Consider the following 13543-nt stretch of genomic DNA (forward strand, 5'->3'; position numbering starts at 1 on the left):
ACATTGATGAGCAATAAGCGGTAGAGGGAGCGTAATAAATGAATATAAAGAACTTGATCATTCTACTAACAGTTTTTCTGGTTTTATCTGCCTGTGGGAATTCGTCTGTTCAAAATGAGGCTAATAGCAGCAATGAAAATACTATTGCTGAAGAAGATCATAATCATGCGGATGCTAATGAAGTAACTAATAACAAAAAGAACGACGCAGTTCCAGATGAAAACACGAGCCTGGATTCTTCAAATACCAAGAAAAGTAATGCCCTATCCGGATATTCTGCTGAAGAAATTGAATATGCCCGCGTTTGGCTGCAAATCGTTGGGAATAAAGATATCGAGGAATTAAATGTTGTACACATTTCAGCAGGAGAACAAGTCAACCCTTATGATGATGACAGCGTCAGCTATCCAGAATATGTCATTTCATTGGGCGGCAAGATCATGGCAGATGGAATGGTGACTTATAGCGGTAATGGGGACGGTACGATTAATGTATATAATATTCCTTCGCATTGGCCCAGCCCTAACCAGATAGATAAGTCCATGGAAGAATATACGAGAGATATTATCAATAATACAAAGCAGATTTACATAGAACCACGTGATGATGAAGAGATTAGTAAGTTAATTGAAAAGATTGATCAAAACGGTAATCAGGATGATGAAATTGAAACAGACACCCCTGAAAAAGACCAGAAAAAAGCTATTTCCTTAGTCAGAGACTACTTGCGTAATACTTCTGATGATTTTGTAGAAGATGAGGACCACTTTCTAGCATACGATGGAGAGATAAACGGCCAAATCATTGTAAGATATGCGACATTATTTTCTGGCCATACCTCTACAAATGGGCGGTATGCAGTAGATATCACGAGTGGTGAAGTCAAAGATTTTACTGCTGATCCACAGGTTATTGACTAAAGACAAAAATAGAAATAAGGGCCTGATCCCCGGTACATTAACGTACTGGGGGTCAGGCCCTTTCTCCGTGGCTGCTGCCCAATTAATTAAAAAAATGTAAAGTGTAGTTGACATTAAATGTAATGTAAAGTAAGCTTTACTTATAATAAGGTGTAAAGTTTACTTTACAATTAAGGTGGAGGTGAGGGAACACTGAAAAACCGAATAAAAGCTCTGCGCAAAGATTCGAAGATGACGCAGGAAGAGCTGGCAATCAAGGTGGGCGTCTCCAGGCAGTCAATCATTGCCATCGAATCAGGAAAATATAACCCATCACTTGAACTGGCATACAACATCTCAAAGGTGTTTGGCTGCATAATTGAAGAGGTCTTTATATTGGGAGAAGGGGGAGATTGATAATGGGAATACAATTAGCTGGGGCAGCAGGATTATATGGGGGAGCAATACTTGGTATATTAGGCTGGTGGTTTGGCAGGCGTATGGCCAAAAAGGAACGCGGGTTGGATGAATTATATGAACATATTTGGCAAAAGGCCCGGTCAGTGTCTTGGTTCGTCACCCTTGCTTCAATCTATGTTTTCTTTTCTTTACTTATATTCGGGATTGAACTTAGTACAGCGACGGTGCTGGGAATCATTTTGCTTATTCATTTAGCAAGCTGGGGGTTTACTGGCATGATTTTGTCGATCAATATGAATATGTCAGAGCCGTTGAAACCGTCCAGGGTTAAATTCGGAATTTCTGTTGTGGTAATCTCACTTTTAATATTTACAATAACATCGATCATTACTGGCAACTGGTTTTTCCTGATAGCCAGCATTCCACCCGCCATCTTAGGGCTAGTAAGTGCTTTGACTCCTGAAAAAAGCAGTGAGGAATGATCTTACGGGTTGTGATATCGAATGCAAAAACGACAATAGCACACCAATTAGCAGTCCTATTCGCTACTGAATCAGGCTGCTTTTTTGTGGTAACCTGTGATGGTTTAAATAAGGGAAGTTTTTTCGGTTACCCTGCTGAATTAGGCTGGGTGAGGGGGAAATAAGGGAAACTTTTTCCCTTAAGGCGAGGTCAAAAGGTCCATTTTCATGCTTTCAGTGTAAATAAGGGAAATTCTTTCCTCTATTTACTCTATTTTTCGTGATATTTCCTCAATAAGAGAAATTTCTTCCCTTATCTTTTCAGGGCCTTGCCTATTACACGAACTGAGAAACTCAATATTTTCTAAAAAAGGGGTGTCCATTTTCCAAAAATCTCCCTATATAAACACTGAAAACAAATATAGGGAGGAATTAATAATGACGTCAGGATGGATCAAGTTTCACAGAATCACATTGGAAAGACCGATTTGGGGGAGTCCGTTTACGTTGAGGCTCTTATTATTGCTGAGCTGCAGGGCTTTGCAGAAGGAATTTGTTTATGTGGAAGATGTGAAGGTGCATAGAGGGCAGTACTTACGGTCGTACTCCATGTTGGCTGAAGATTTGCAGTACGTGGAGAATGGCAATTTGAAGATCCCGTCGAAGAGTACGATCAAACTGAGTGTGGACCGCCTGAAAAAGTATGGACTCATCACCACTGAGGAAACAAGTATAGGCACGTTGTTCACTGTATTTGGGAGTGAAGAGGATTTTTCTGAGCCCGAAAACGGGGGAACGGTGGATGAATCCCTGAAAGACGAACCGGATACGCGGCCTGTACCACAAGAAGAATGTAAGAAAGATAGAGAAAAGAAAGAAAAAGAGAGCGTGCGCGCGAGGGATGAGCTGCCTTCCAAACCAGATGTGCAGAATAGAGCTGAGAAGGTCACGGAAAAATTTCTGAATCTGCGAAATTCGGGATTCTATATCACTCCCAAGGAACAGTGTGCCATTGAAAAAATCTGCGAGAAGGAGATCGAAGTGGACACGCTGCTTTCCTGGATGGAAACGATCGAGTCAGATTACCGAAAGCGGAATGCGAACGATACCATCAGGTCGTTTACATACTACGAGAAGGCATTGCGGAAAAAAATCAGGGACAGTAAGGAAAAGCCGCCAAGTTCGTCTGCCCGCCAGATAAAAGAAACGAATGACTTCCTGGCCAAACTGGAGAAGTGGAAGAGAGAGGGGGAGAGCCGTCTTGCTAACGGATCCAAGAGAATCAAACCAACCTTTGAGCCAGTATGGAACCGATGAAACAGCGGGTCAGCAGAACTTGTTTGAAGCCGAAAGCATGCTGCTTGGGGCGGTTTTCCTGGAACCCGCAGCCATCAACGACATCATTCTGAAACCGGAACATTTCTCGCAGAGCCGACACCTGGTTATTTTTACAGCGATGAGGGATCTGCAGCGTGACGGGGTGGAAATCAATTTTTTTAGCCTGGTCAACCTTCTGGGAGCCGAGATTGAAAATGCCGGCAGTGTTTCTTACATAACGGAAATCTCCCTTTGCTGTCCTTCCGTAAGCGGGCTGGAGCACTATCAGGAAGTGGTGCTCGAATCGTATCGGATAAGGGAGCTGCGGAAATCGGCTGTCTATTTCCTGAACCATTCGAGTGCTGAAACGGCAGAAGCTTTTTATCAAAAGTATGTCGAGACCCAGGAGCTTAGGATTGAGCAGGGGCAAGGAAGAGGCGAAGCATTGGCAGAGATTTTTGAGTCCCTGTATTCCGAGCCTGAATTTGGGGGCATCCCTTCCGGATATGAACGCCTTGATGGATTGACGGGAGGGTTCAAACCAGGGGAACTGGTCATCGTCGCGGGAAGGCCGTCGATGGGGAAGACCGCCTTGGTACTGAATCTGGCCTATAATGCCGCCACAAAAGGAACCGTTGTCGACTTCTTTTCGCTCGAGATGAGTGAGGTGCAGCTTTATCAGCGGCTGATCAGCAGGATGACATACATTGATGCATCCAAGTGGCAGAATCCATCCCAAATTTTCTCGGAAAAAGAGATTCACAAGGCAAATGAAGCGCTGAACACATGTTACAACATGCCTTTTCAAATCCATGACCAAGGCCGGCTGACCCTGGACGAAATCCGGGCAAGGATCCAGAAGACGAGAAGGGAAAACGAAAATGCCCCTTGTTTAGTGGTCATTGACTACCTGCAACTGATTCCGATTGAAGGGAAGTTTGAACGCCATGACCTCGCGATAGGGGCCATCACCAGGGAACTGAAGCAGATGGCGAAACAGTACAAAGTGCCGATCATCCTGCTTTCCCAGCTTTCCCGCTCAGTCGAACAGCGCCAGGACAAACGGCCAATGATGTCCGACCTCCGCGACTCCGGCAGCATCGAACAGGACGCCGACATCGTCATGCTGCTTTACAGGGAGGAATACTATAAACGGGATGCCAAAGGGCAGGAGACGGAACTCAACCTGGTCAAGCATCGGAATGGGCCGGTTGGGACGGTGACATTGAATTTTATTAAGGAGTTTAGTTGGTTTGCTGAGGGATGAATAGTGGAATGTAGTATTAATCAAACGTTTGTTTAAATACACAGAGGGATAGAGGGTTTGTTGTAAATACTGTATTTAACTAATAAAGTGCTTAGTTTTTAATACATTTGTAAGGATCAATTTTAATGGATTGCCAGTTTCCATCAGCATCCTTTTTATATTGAGAAATTAAGACATCTGTATCGTTGGTTAATTGATAAAATATAAAACGATAATCAGCTCCATCATTCCCTGTAAAATCAATGGTTTTGACGTAACCATCCTGTTTGGTGGGCATCTGTTTTTTTATTAATTTGCACCACTGTCCATACATAATCCCAACGACTGCTTCCGCATCATGCTGCCAGAGGTGATAAGCAGCACATAAAAAGTCCTCTCCGTACACTTTCATTTGGTCAATCTTATACAGACTTTGAACTTTCTTTAATTGAATATAGCCGTAATAATACGCAAAATAGGTGATATCTTTTGAGGATCCTTCGATGGTTTCTAACTCAATGAAATAATGAACAAGGTCTTTTTCATCAGGAAGTCTGTTCATCTTAATTAAATTGAGATGTCCAATTCCAGTAAACGATTGAACATAGTCATCATAAGGAACTCTTTTATGATAGTCTTGAGTGAAAAAATTATAAGCAATTGGAAAGGGTAATTTCGCCTCCCCTACAGTTCCGCACCCACCCATTTGATTTGGAGTAAGGTTTTCTGCCTCTCTTAAAATACTAAAATAGTTTAAAATCGTTTCGTCAGGAGTCCGTGTCAATTGTGCAGGGAGGTTAATTTCGTTGTAGCTTTTTTCATAATAGGTATCAAAAAATTGATAATTCTTCACAAGACTATTTTTAATAGGGAGAGTGGAAGGACGAAAGTATTTTTCGACATCCCTAGTCCTTATAAAGGACACTTGGTTTCTCTCAACTGGTTGGCCAAAATTTTGCGGCTCAAATTGAGCACCCATAACTAGAGTCACTTTTTTGTTAGGATTTTGATTGAATTTCCGATTGACCCACCTTTTAAAACGTTTCAATGAGACTCCCCCTTCAAGAACATTCTGTTTAACCATATTCCATTTTAAAAATAATATTAATATTTAATGTTGCACAGTATGGTCTAATTCCAAAAAATCATCCTGGGTGTAATATAAAAAGGAGAACCAATTAATGTTCTCCTTCCTTCATTCTATGGTATTAATAATATCTTCCCTGTACTCCTGCGGCTTTCTAATAATCGATGAGCCTCTTGACCGTCTTTTAACTTAAAGGTGACAGGGTTCTGTATGATTAATTCTTCATTCTCAATCCACTTGAAAAGCTGCTTTGAACGGTTTATTCTTTCTGTTCCTGAAGTGAGGACATTCCAAAGGTCACCGCCTGTTAGGGTCTTGGAAGTATCCATTAACATCCTAGGATCAACGGGTTGAGGGTCGCCGCCGGCCATACCAAAAAATACAACCGTACCGCCAACTCTGGTAGCAGAAAAACTTTCTGATAAGGTGGAACCGACTGATTCGAATACGACATCTGCTCCATTTCCATCAGTTGCTTGCAAGATTTTGTCTGGCCACTTTTCGCTGTAGAGGAATACTTCTTCTGCTCCCGCTTTCAAAGCAATCTCTGCTTTATCCTTGGAAGAAGTAAGTCCTATTGCTTTTCCGCCAAGGAGATTGACCATTTGAATTAATAGTTGTCCAACTCCACCTGCTGATGCATGTATGACGGCAACATCTCCAGGTTTAACAGAGTAGCTGTCATGGACGAGGTAATGAGCCGTTAAGCCCTGCAGCATAATGGATGCAGCAGTCTCGAAAGAAATACGATCCGGAAGCGGAATGGCTTTTTCTATTGGCACAGCTGCAAGTTCTGCATTAGCAAAAGGAACATCAGCAAACCCAATTCGGTCACCAATTTTAACGGATGATATCTCACTCCCGATTTCTTCAACGATTCCAGCACCTTCATAACCCAATATGTATGGAGGCTGCCCTGTCAGATGATAATTTCCTTTTCTTCTATAAATATCTGCAAAATTCAACCCGATTACTTTTGTTCGAACAAGAACTTCATTTGGCCCAATAGTCGGGTCAGCCATCTCTCTATACTCTAAAACCTCTGGACCGCCAAATCGTTCAAATACTAAGGCTTTCATTCTAGACCTCTTTTCATATAACTTATTCTCACTAACATAGTGGAACCTGATTTTCTACACAGATGATAACCTATAGTAGGTCCAAAAACAAATACATCAGCTTTACGCGGTTGGGACCTTTAGTAAGGAATTTAGTTGGTTTAGTTCGGAATAAATCGAGTGTAGAATTAATCAAACGTTTGATTAAAAAGGGATTTGGGACAGAAGGTAACTGTCCCAAATCCCTTTTTAATTAATGATGATTCTATTTTTGAACTGACTTCTGATGTTCATAGCAAAAGACTTTACCTTTGAAAGTATTGTTTGATAAACAATACGCTTTAACTTTATCTGAAACAGGTTTATTGCAGACCAAACAAGTAGCTCCAGACGCTGTCTTTTCTTCAGGCGTATCCGTCTTCAATGCACGTTTATGCTCTTCTCTAACTCTCGGGTCAGTAATGTTAGCTTTTGAAAAGGCATTGAAAATTGTTAAGATGTCACTTTCAGTTAGAAGAGGCTCTTTATAATGTATTTTCAATACTGAGACTTTTCGATGGATAAATTCTGATAACTCGATGTCATAAACGATAATTTCGTTGGATGCTATTTTACGGTAGTCTAAGTCTACTTTAAACGTACAGCGTTTTGTAAAAGATACCATGGAGATAAATAAATCATGGTACCTCTCATCAATAAGTGAAGTTAATGCTTTTATATGACCGTAATTTTGCACAAAAGGGTTCATCATTTTGAACTTTCCATTAACCAACCACGTTTTACGCTCTTTCCCGCCATAGATGGTCCCTTGATAGTTTTTAGTTTCAATGGCAAAGATACCGTATGGAGTTATTACCACATGGTCAATTTGTGAATAACCTGACTTTGCTTTGGGATTTTTAATGAGGAGATCGCTTAAGTAACGATATTCCTTTGGCAGCTGATCAAGTTGAATATCAATCTTGTATTCTCCTATTTCACCTTTTCGTGCAGCAACCTGTTCATTCGCTTTTTTGGGTTTTGACTTGGTCACATTAGCTTGTTTTGGTTTATCTTCGTTCTTTTTCTTCTTTAAAAAGTTTAGGAATAATAGCATGAGTATCTCCTTGCTAGTTTGATATACCTTTATTGTAACTTTTTATGGAAATCTTAACCACATCTTGTAATGCAGGTGCATAATGCTTTAACGCATAAAACCAAGTAAACCAATCAATAAACTTATTGACGCATTGGTAAATTGATGGTATTATTTTCATCAGTTAAATAATGGATTTTGATCTTATCAAGAGAGGTGGAGGGAAATGGCCCTAGGATGCCTCGGCAGCGGACTCATAGGTGAGTACTGTGCCAATTCCAGCAAGCGATAGCTTGGTAGATAAGAAGAGCCCCTTTTATGTTTTCAAAAAGGAATTCAAACCTCTTCTTACCTGAAGAGGTTTTTTGTTTGTTAGGGAGTGGGTTAGCGGATTCGATTCAAGTCATTTTTAACTTTAAATCCAAGTAAATTCATAAGAAAAGGAAGGTATGTAAAACGTGAAAAAACTGTCTTTATTACTTTTTATTGTAACCATTGGGTTTCTTTTTACTGCTTGCGGCAGTGATGAAACAAGTACAGCGTCATCTGACAAAGCTGGTGACGAACAAAGTTCATGGGATCGAATTAAGGAATCCGGCAAGCTTGTTGTTGGAACGGAAGGCCTTTATTATCCAGTTACATATTTTGACGAAGATACGAAAGAATTAACAGGCTTTGATGTGGAAGTCGTGAGAGAACTTGGTGAAAGACTGGGACTTGAGGTAGAGTTTAAGACGATGGAATTCGAAGGACTTTTGCCTGCACTTAGAAATGGACAGATTGACATAGCAGCGAATGACTTTACGATCACAGAAGAGCGCGAAGAGAAGTTTGACTTTACGATTCCGATTAAACATTCCTTCGGTTCAGCGGTCGTTCGCGCAGACGGCAGTTCTGGCATTGAAACAGTGGAAGATTTAGAAGGGAAAAAAGTCGGAGGCTCTGCCACAAGTAACTATTCTGAATTTGCCAGATCACAAGGTGCAGAAGTTATTGTCTACACAGGTTCTGATACAGTGCTTACTGAAATCGTAAATGGGCGTGTGGATGCAACCCTTAATGACTACCTTGTATTAATTCAACACTTAAAGCAGTTTGATAACCCGGACCTGAAACTTGCTGAAAATGTAAAATTCGAACCAAACGTTGGAGCTCTTGTTATGCAAAAGGACAGCCCGGAACTGCAAGAGGAATTAAATAAAGTGCTGCAAGAAATGATCGATGACGGCACAGTGAAAGAAATAGCCCTTGAATTCTTTGGTGCTGATGTTTCTAAACCGGTTGAACTCGATGAGGAATCTTAATGATTCCTTTCTTTTTTTAGGAGGGTTTAGCTTGTTTCAGGAAAAATATCGTTTCTTTGCTATAACGATAAGGCTATCTAACATCAACTTAAAAAGGAGTTCTTTTCATGGCTGATTTTAAGTGGGAATATTTATTTAATATTGAAATCGCTCTTGACTCACTCCCTTTCATCCTGGAAGGAGCATGGTACACGATCATGATTTCTGTTGTGAGTATGGCGGTTTCATTAGTTCTTGGTTTGTTTATTGCTTTGGCCAGAATGAGCAGGTTTTGGGTGTTCAGTATCCTCAGTCGGCTTTTTATATCCTTCATGCGTGGCACCCCGCTGCTTGTCATCCTATTTATTTTATATTTTGGCTTACCAATGATCGGTATTGAATTAAAGCCTCTGACAGCAGCGATTGTAGGAATTAGTGTTCATTTTTCGGCGTACAGTGCAGAGGTTATTAGATCGGCCATTTCGTCCGTTCCCAAAGGACAATGGGAGGCCGCTGAAACATTACGGATGACGTATTGGCAAACGATGAGGCGTATCATTTTACCACAGGCCACCAGAATAGCACTGCCTCCACTCTCAAGTGTGTTCATGGATATTATTAAAGGCACTTCACTTGCTATGGTCATCACGGTGTCAGAAATGTTTTACCGTGCCAAAGTGGTTGTAGGCCAAACCTACGAGAGTTTAACGTTATACATTCTGGTTGCGTTAATTTATTGGGGATTGTGTACAGTAGTAACACTCATACAGGATTATCTTGAGAAAAAAGCAAACCGTTATGTCTCAGCTTGATTGGAGGTTTACGCATGATTAAGATCGAAAAGTTACGTAAAAATTTCAAGGATAATGAAGTACTCAAATCAATCTCATTAGAAATTGAAAAAGGTGAAGTTATCAGTATTATTGGACCGTCCGGCTCTGGAAAAACGACATTGCTGCGATGTCTGAATCTATTAGAAATCCCCACCTCAGGAATTCTTGGGGTTGGTGATGTACAGGTGGACTTCAGGGGGAAAGCCCCGTCTAAGCAGCAAAAAAGAAGTATACAAAAGTTTTCGGGAATGGTTTTTCAGCATTTTCACCTATTCCCTCATTTGGCGGTCCTGGAGAATATCATTGAGGCTCCCATGGTGGTTCAGAAAAGGAAGAAAGCTGAAGTCGTCGAGGAAGCCGAGATCCTTTTACAGAAGGTTGGATTGATAGAACATAAAGATCACTATCCTGATCAACTATCCGGGGGGCAAAAGCAACGTGCTGCAATAGCCAGGATGTTATCTTTAAAACCTGAAGTATTATTATTTGATGAACCCACATCTGCACTTGACCCGGAGTTGGTTGGCGAAGTATTGACAGTAATAAAAGAGTTATCTGAAGAAGGACAAACAATGATTATTGTAACACATGAAATGGGGTTTGCCCGTGATGTGTCAGACAGGGTAATCTTTATCGCTGACGGTTTTATCGTTGAGCAGGGAAAACCCAGTGAACTTTTTACCGCACCGAAAGAAGAACGGACGAAGCAGTTTTTACAAAAAGTACTTGTGAGATAATTTAGAGGTTATGGGGCAGGGCTAGGTGAACTGCCCCATATTTGTTTTATGAGCTAACTCCCTGCCGGATATACGAAACTTTTTGATGAGCCTTCAAGGAAGCTCCTAAAAGTCGATCCTCTGTATTTAAACAGAGAGAAACGTCTTCGGGGGGACGAGGAAGCTGTCCCTCAGTGCCTTTATTATTCATAGTCTTCTCCAAGTTGTCACCTCGTCCATAGATTTAAGAAGACTTGAGGTTGTTCTATTCGGAGTAAAAAGAACGTGTGAATTTTCATTGGAATAATTTGGTGTGTTGAACTATTATTAAATCAGAAAACCAAAAGAAATGGGGAGTAATATGGGAGAAATCAATATCAGTCCTTTTGAAGGAATAACAGAAGTTGATTTTAAAGAGTGTACAAAAGAGAGTCCTTTAAAAGACTTTGAACTTCCAAAAGGAATGTTTCAAAAAGAAGACGATCATTTTATGGACTTAGATAATTGGGACACACAACATTGGGAAAGACTATTAGAAAATAGGTTGCTCTCGGTGGAACGTAATTTTGGTTACACAATGTTTTACTATTACAAAGGGATTCCAGATGATGAATGGTATATGTCCCCTGGGAAAAACGGTCAATCAGTTCAGTATTACCCACACTTTGATGAGGAACATTACAGTAATCACTATAACTTCACTTATTTTGTGGACACCTTCTTTCTAAAGTCTTACACGTTATATGAGACGATTGGACATTTACTTTTTAAAGTTTATAACTTTGAAATCAAAGAAGACGATCCACGAGACCAAGTGAGTTTTAACAGTGCAATCTTTAAATTAAAGAACGTGAATCGTCCATTGTACAAAGACCTCAACAAAGTAAAATACACTGATGACTTCCAAATTGGTGTCAAAATGAGAAATGACATTGCACACAATTACCCTCCATACCATAAAGATTCTGGAATAAGAAAAATAAATGGCGTTGAAATATTGGGTGTTGGAAAGTACACAACTTCAAGTGAAATTAAAGCAGCAATGATTGGGTTTCTTAGAGGTATCAAAGCAACAGTTAAAGTGCTTGATAAACACTTGCCAATTAAAAAAACGACTAAATAATAAAGAGGAGCCAATTGAGGTTCCTCTTTGCTTCAAGTTATTGATTTCATTTCAGGATCTTCATAATACCCCACTGTTAGTTCAGCTTTCATTGTTTCTAATAGTTCTCTCCTCAATTTTTCAAGTGTGTCTTTGTTTTCTTTAATTTGTTCTCGGATTTCTTTTCTCTCTTTAACCTCAACTTCTTGTCTATACCAATCATGATTTATAAGCAACTGTCTTTGTTTCTGCACAATTTTCTCACCAATTTCAGCAACGTTTTCTGATTGATAAAGTAACGATTCACTAAACAATCTATAAGCGTCAACTCTTAAAATGTCTGCTTCAGAAAACATTTTATGTTGAATGAGAGTGTGCAATTCACTTTGCATTTTTCGTTTGTCTGATTCCCAAAGAGAAAGGATTCTATTTTTATCAGTTTCTAACAGTTCATGCTTGCTTAGATAATTTTCTAAATCTGTTTTTGAGTATTCCACAAATGAAGGATACTCTTGGAACCAGCTAGTAACAGTTAAAATAGAATCTGTTGATTTGTAGAACAAACCGTACAACTTTGGATATGTCTCATGTTTCTTTGTGGTGAAAAGTTGGAAATCATGAACCTTCCTTTGTGAGTCAAACAATAAGTTACTCTTGAATGATTCAATATTTCTACTTAAAAAATGTCTATATAATGCTAAAACAATTGCTGTTGTAAACCCACTTGTCAGAACCGTGGTAAGAATATCATTCATAACATATTTCCTTTCTTATTGAGAGACTTTCTTTTTCACGTCTTCAAGTCTCTTTTTAAATCGTTCCAACTTTGGTTGTCTATCTGCCCTTTGGTTATTTACTTTTTTCTCGAAAATATTGATTGCTTTTTCCAAAACCTCAATTTCATTGTCATACGCTTTTTCTTTTCTATAAATAATTGCAAGTCGATCATAAGGGTGGTTTCCTTCAAACCCTTCATTGACATTTTGAAGATATAGTAGTTTTGCTTCTTCAACCTTACCCTGGCTTTCAAGTTCTTTACCTTTTAGGTTTCTATCCACTTGAGTATTAAAACATGAGTTTTTCTTTGGTGTGTTTATAGGTGCTTTTGGGGACTTGCTTTTACTTTCGTCCTTTATTCCAAACAGTTTCTTGAACATTAAAAACAACTCCTTTTACTATATTTATTGCCTTGGTTTTATCCAAAGTTCTCCAAAGTCATAGTTCTGTCTTGGATCAAACTCCCTTTCGACACAATGCACTCTAACATTTTTTAATGCTCTCTCCACGAGGTTATTAAAAAACATAATAGGATAAGAGATTTTCCAAACTTCCCATTCCCCGTCTTTCTCTAACATTGTAAAATGAACATAATGAGGGTAGTCAGTATGGTCGAATAACTCTGTTGAACCAATTGACCTTGCTTCATGTACCAAACTGTTGCGGTATTTCCACAAGAGATTTACGTGGGTAAGACTGTGTATGTCCACACCATTTATTACTGGTTCACCTCTTGGCATTAGTGCTTTTATTTCTTCAATAGTAGAGTCACAACTAAATGGAGCTGCACTTGCAGGAGGATAATCTTCTATCCCTTCGGAAACATGATCTTTTAATCTTCGATATTCTGGTTCTTGAGTGTTTTCAAGTAAGAGTGCCAATTGTTGAAGGCTTACTCTGGTTGCGTCTTCCCATTCACAAAATTCCATGATGAATTTTTTAAATCTATCTACATTTCGGAGTCCGTTTCCATACACACCATTGGAAATAGTCTCTAAAAGACTAAAAAGTAAAGTCTTTTGGTGATTCTTCAAGTACCTTTCTCCTTGAAGTTGAATTATTGAAACTTGAATCTCCTCCATTGCTCTTATGTAAGAATCAATGTCTTCTCTTATATCCATTTGGAACCTCCAATATTTTTCTATAAATAAAGTGTATCCAATCAATTAAATATAAAGTGCAATTTTGATAGAATCATGGGACTGTTACATTGAATTTTATTTTGGATTTTAGTTGGTTTAATTCGGAATAAAGCGAGTGTATAATTAA

At 39.4% G+C, this 13543-nt stretch carries 15 protein-coding genes and 1 riboswitch; of the genes, 9 read left to right on the plus strand and 6 right to left on the minus strand.

Annotation, left to right across the window (positions count from 1 at the left end; translation table 11 throughout):
• Positions 1-38 precede the first annotated feature (38 nt).
• From ACOJQI_RS02760 to ACOJQI_RS02780, 5 genes are all read left to right on the plus strand, one after another.
• Positions 39-920 (plus strand): hypothetical protein, encoded by an 882-nt coding sequence (locus tag ACOJQI_RS02760; RefSeq protein WP_421383322.1) that lies wholly within the window; start codon positions 39-41, stop codon positions 918-920.
• 192 nt (positions 921-1112) lie between these two features.
• A complete protein-coding gene (locus tag ACOJQI_RS02765) occupies positions 1113-1316 on the plus strand; it encodes a helix-turn-helix transcriptional regulator (protein ID WP_421385377.1) in 204 nt (67 codons plus the stop codon).
• Between the two features lie 2 nt (positions 1317-1318).
• Positions 1319-1801, plus strand: coding sequence for a hypothetical protein (locus ACOJQI_RS02770; protein ID WP_421383324.1), 483 nt, complete (start codon positions 1319-1321; stop codon positions 1799-1801).
• A 417-nt stretch (positions 1802-2218) separates the two neighbouring features.
• Positions 2219-3097, plus strand: coding sequence for a DNA helicase (locus ACOJQI_RS02775; RefSeq protein ID WP_421383326.1), 879 nt, complete (start codon positions 2219-2221; stop codon positions 3095-3097).
• Positions 3042-4364, plus strand: a complete 1323-nt coding sequence (locus tag ACOJQI_RS02780) for a replicative DNA helicase (protein ID WP_421383328.1) — start codon at positions 3042-3044, stop codon at positions 4362-4364. Before ACOJQI_RS02775 ends, ACOJQI_RS02780 begins: the two co-directional genes overlap by 56 nt.
• A gap of 91 nt (positions 4365-4455) precedes the next feature.
• Here ACOJQI_RS02780 and ACOJQI_RS02785 read toward each other — a convergent pair whose 3' ends face one another.
• The 3 genes from ACOJQI_RS02785 to ACOJQI_RS02795 form a co-directional block, all read right to left on the minus strand.
• Positions 4456-5391 carry a hypothetical protein gene (locus ACOJQI_RS02785; protein WP_421383330.1) on the minus strand — a complete coding sequence of 312 codons (936 nt, stop codon included), beginning with the start codon at positions 5389-5391 and terminating at the stop codon, positions 4456-4458.
• Between the two features lie 152 nt (positions 5392-5543).
• Positions 5544-6509 (minus strand): quinone oxidoreductase family protein, encoded by a 966-nt coding sequence (locus tag ACOJQI_RS02790; protein WP_421383332.1) that lies wholly within the window; start codon positions 6507-6509, stop codon positions 5544-5546.
• A gap of 244 nt (positions 6510-6753) precedes the next feature.
• Positions 6754-7584: a nuclease-related domain-containing protein gene (locus tag ACOJQI_RS02795; RefSeq protein WP_421383334.1), complete on the minus strand. Its 831-nt coding sequence runs from the start codon at positions 7582-7584 to the stop codon at positions 6754-6756.
• 180 nt (positions 7585-7764) lie between these two features.
• A riboswitch (SAM riboswitch) is annotated at positions 7765-7870 on the plus strand.
• Between the two features lie 151 nt (positions 7871-8021).
• On the opposite strand from ACOJQI_RS02795, the gene ACOJQI_RS02800 reads away from it, so the two are divergent.
• The 4 genes from ACOJQI_RS02800 (at position 8022) to ACOJQI_RS02815 (ending at position 11518) form a co-directional block, all read left to right on the plus strand.
• Positions 8022-8867 carry a transporter substrate-binding domain-containing protein gene (locus ACOJQI_RS02800; protein WP_421383336.1) on the plus strand — a complete coding sequence of 282 codons (846 nt, stop codon included), beginning with the start codon at positions 8022-8024 and terminating at the stop codon, positions 8865-8867.
• Positions 8868-8974: 107 nt separating this feature from the next.
• On the plus strand, positions 8975-9658 hold the full coding sequence (locus tag ACOJQI_RS02805; protein ID WP_421383338.1) for an amino acid ABC transporter permease: 684 nt from the start codon (positions 8975-8977) through the stop codon (positions 9656-9658).
• A gap of 14 nt (positions 9659-9672) precedes the next feature.
• Complete coding sequence (locus ACOJQI_RS02810; RefSeq protein WP_421383340.1) at positions 9673-10416, plus strand: amino acid ABC transporter ATP-binding protein; 744 nt, start codon at positions 9673-9675, stop codon at positions 10414-10416.
• A gap of 340 nt (positions 10417-10756) precedes the next feature.
• Positions 10757-11518, plus strand: a complete 762-nt coding sequence (locus ACOJQI_RS02815; RefSeq protein WP_421383342.1) for a Cthe_2314 family HEPN domain-containing protein — start codon at positions 10757-10759, stop codon at positions 11516-11518.
• A 32-nt stretch (positions 11519-11550) separates the two neighbouring features.
• Here the strand turns inward: ACOJQI_RS02815 and ACOJQI_RS02820 are convergent, their stop codons facing one another.
• The 3 genes from ACOJQI_RS02820 to ACOJQI_RS02830 are packed head-to-tail and all read right to left on the minus strand — an operon-like array spanning position 11551 to position 13395.
• Positions 11551-12252 carry a hypothetical protein gene (locus ACOJQI_RS02820; RefSeq protein ID WP_421383344.1) on the minus strand — a complete coding sequence of 234 codons (702 nt, stop codon included), beginning with the start codon at positions 12250-12252 and terminating at the stop codon, positions 11551-11553.
• 15 nt (positions 12253-12267) lie between these two features.
• The gene (locus ACOJQI_RS02825) at positions 12268-12654 is read right to left on the minus strand and encodes a hypothetical protein (protein WP_421383346.1); all 387 of its coding nucleotides are present in this window, start codon (positions 12652-12654) and stop codon (positions 12268-12270) included.
• Positions 12655-12678: 24 nt separating this feature from the next.
• Positions 12679-13395 (minus strand): hypothetical protein, encoded by a 717-nt coding sequence (locus ACOJQI_RS02830; protein ID WP_421383348.1) that lies wholly within the window; start codon positions 13393-13395, stop codon positions 12679-12681.
• Positions 13396-13543: the final 148 nt, after the last annotated feature.

Origin of the sequence: Bacillus salacetis (genome assembly GCF_049177075.1) — a bacterium.
GTDB classification, from domain to species: domain Bacteria; phylum Bacillota; class Bacilli; order Bacillales; family Bacillaceae_B; genus Rossellomorea; species Rossellomorea salacetis_A.

What these genes read in the sequence shown, in the direction of transcription:
- ACOJQI_RS02825 (WP_421383346.1), bottom strand. Translation starts at nt 12,654, where the DNA reads ATGTTCAAGAAACTGTTTGGAATAAAGGACGAAAGTAAAAGCAAGTCC.
- ACOJQI_RS02795 (WP_421383334.1), bottom strand. Translation starts at nt 7,584, where the DNA reads ATGCTATTATTCCTAAACTTTTTAAAGAAGAAAAAGAACGAAGATAAA.
- ACOJQI_RS02775 (WP_421383326.1), top strand. Translation starts at nt 2,219, where the DNA reads ATGACGTCAGGATGGATCAAGTTTCACAGAATCACATTGGAAAGACCG.
- ACOJQI_RS02815 (WP_421383342.1), top strand. Translation starts at nt 10,757, where the DNA reads ATGGGAGAAATCAATATCAGTCCTTTTGAAGGAATAACAGAAGTTGAT.
- ACOJQI_RS02810 (WP_421383340.1), top strand. Translation starts at nt 9,673, where the DNA reads ATGATTAAGATCGAAAAGTTACGTAAAAATTTCAAGGATAATGAAGTA.
- ACOJQI_RS02805 (WP_421383338.1), top strand. Translation starts at nt 8,975, where the DNA reads ATGGCTGATTTTAAGTGGGAATATTTATTTAATATTGAAATCGCTCTT.
- ACOJQI_RS02830 (WP_421383348.1), bottom strand. Translation starts at nt 13,395, where the DNA reads ATGGATATAAGAGAAGACATTGATTCTTACATAAGAGCAATGGAGGAG.
- ACOJQI_RS02820 (WP_421383344.1), bottom strand. Translation starts at nt 12,252, where the DNA reads ATGAATGATATTCTTACCACGGTTCTGACAAGTGGGTTTACAACAGCA.
- ACOJQI_RS02770 (WP_421383324.1), top strand. Translation starts at nt 1,319, where the DNA reads ATGGGAATACAATTAGCTGGGGCAGCAGGATTATATGGGGGAGCAATA.
- ACOJQI_RS02790 (WP_421383332.1), bottom strand. Translation starts at nt 6,509, where the DNA reads ATGAAAGCCTTAGTATTTGAACGATTTGGCGGTCCAGAGGTTTTAGAG.
- ACOJQI_RS02760 (WP_421383322.1), top strand. Translation starts at nt 39, where the DNA reads ATGAATATAAAGAACTTGATCATTCTACTAACAGTTTTTCTGGTTTTA.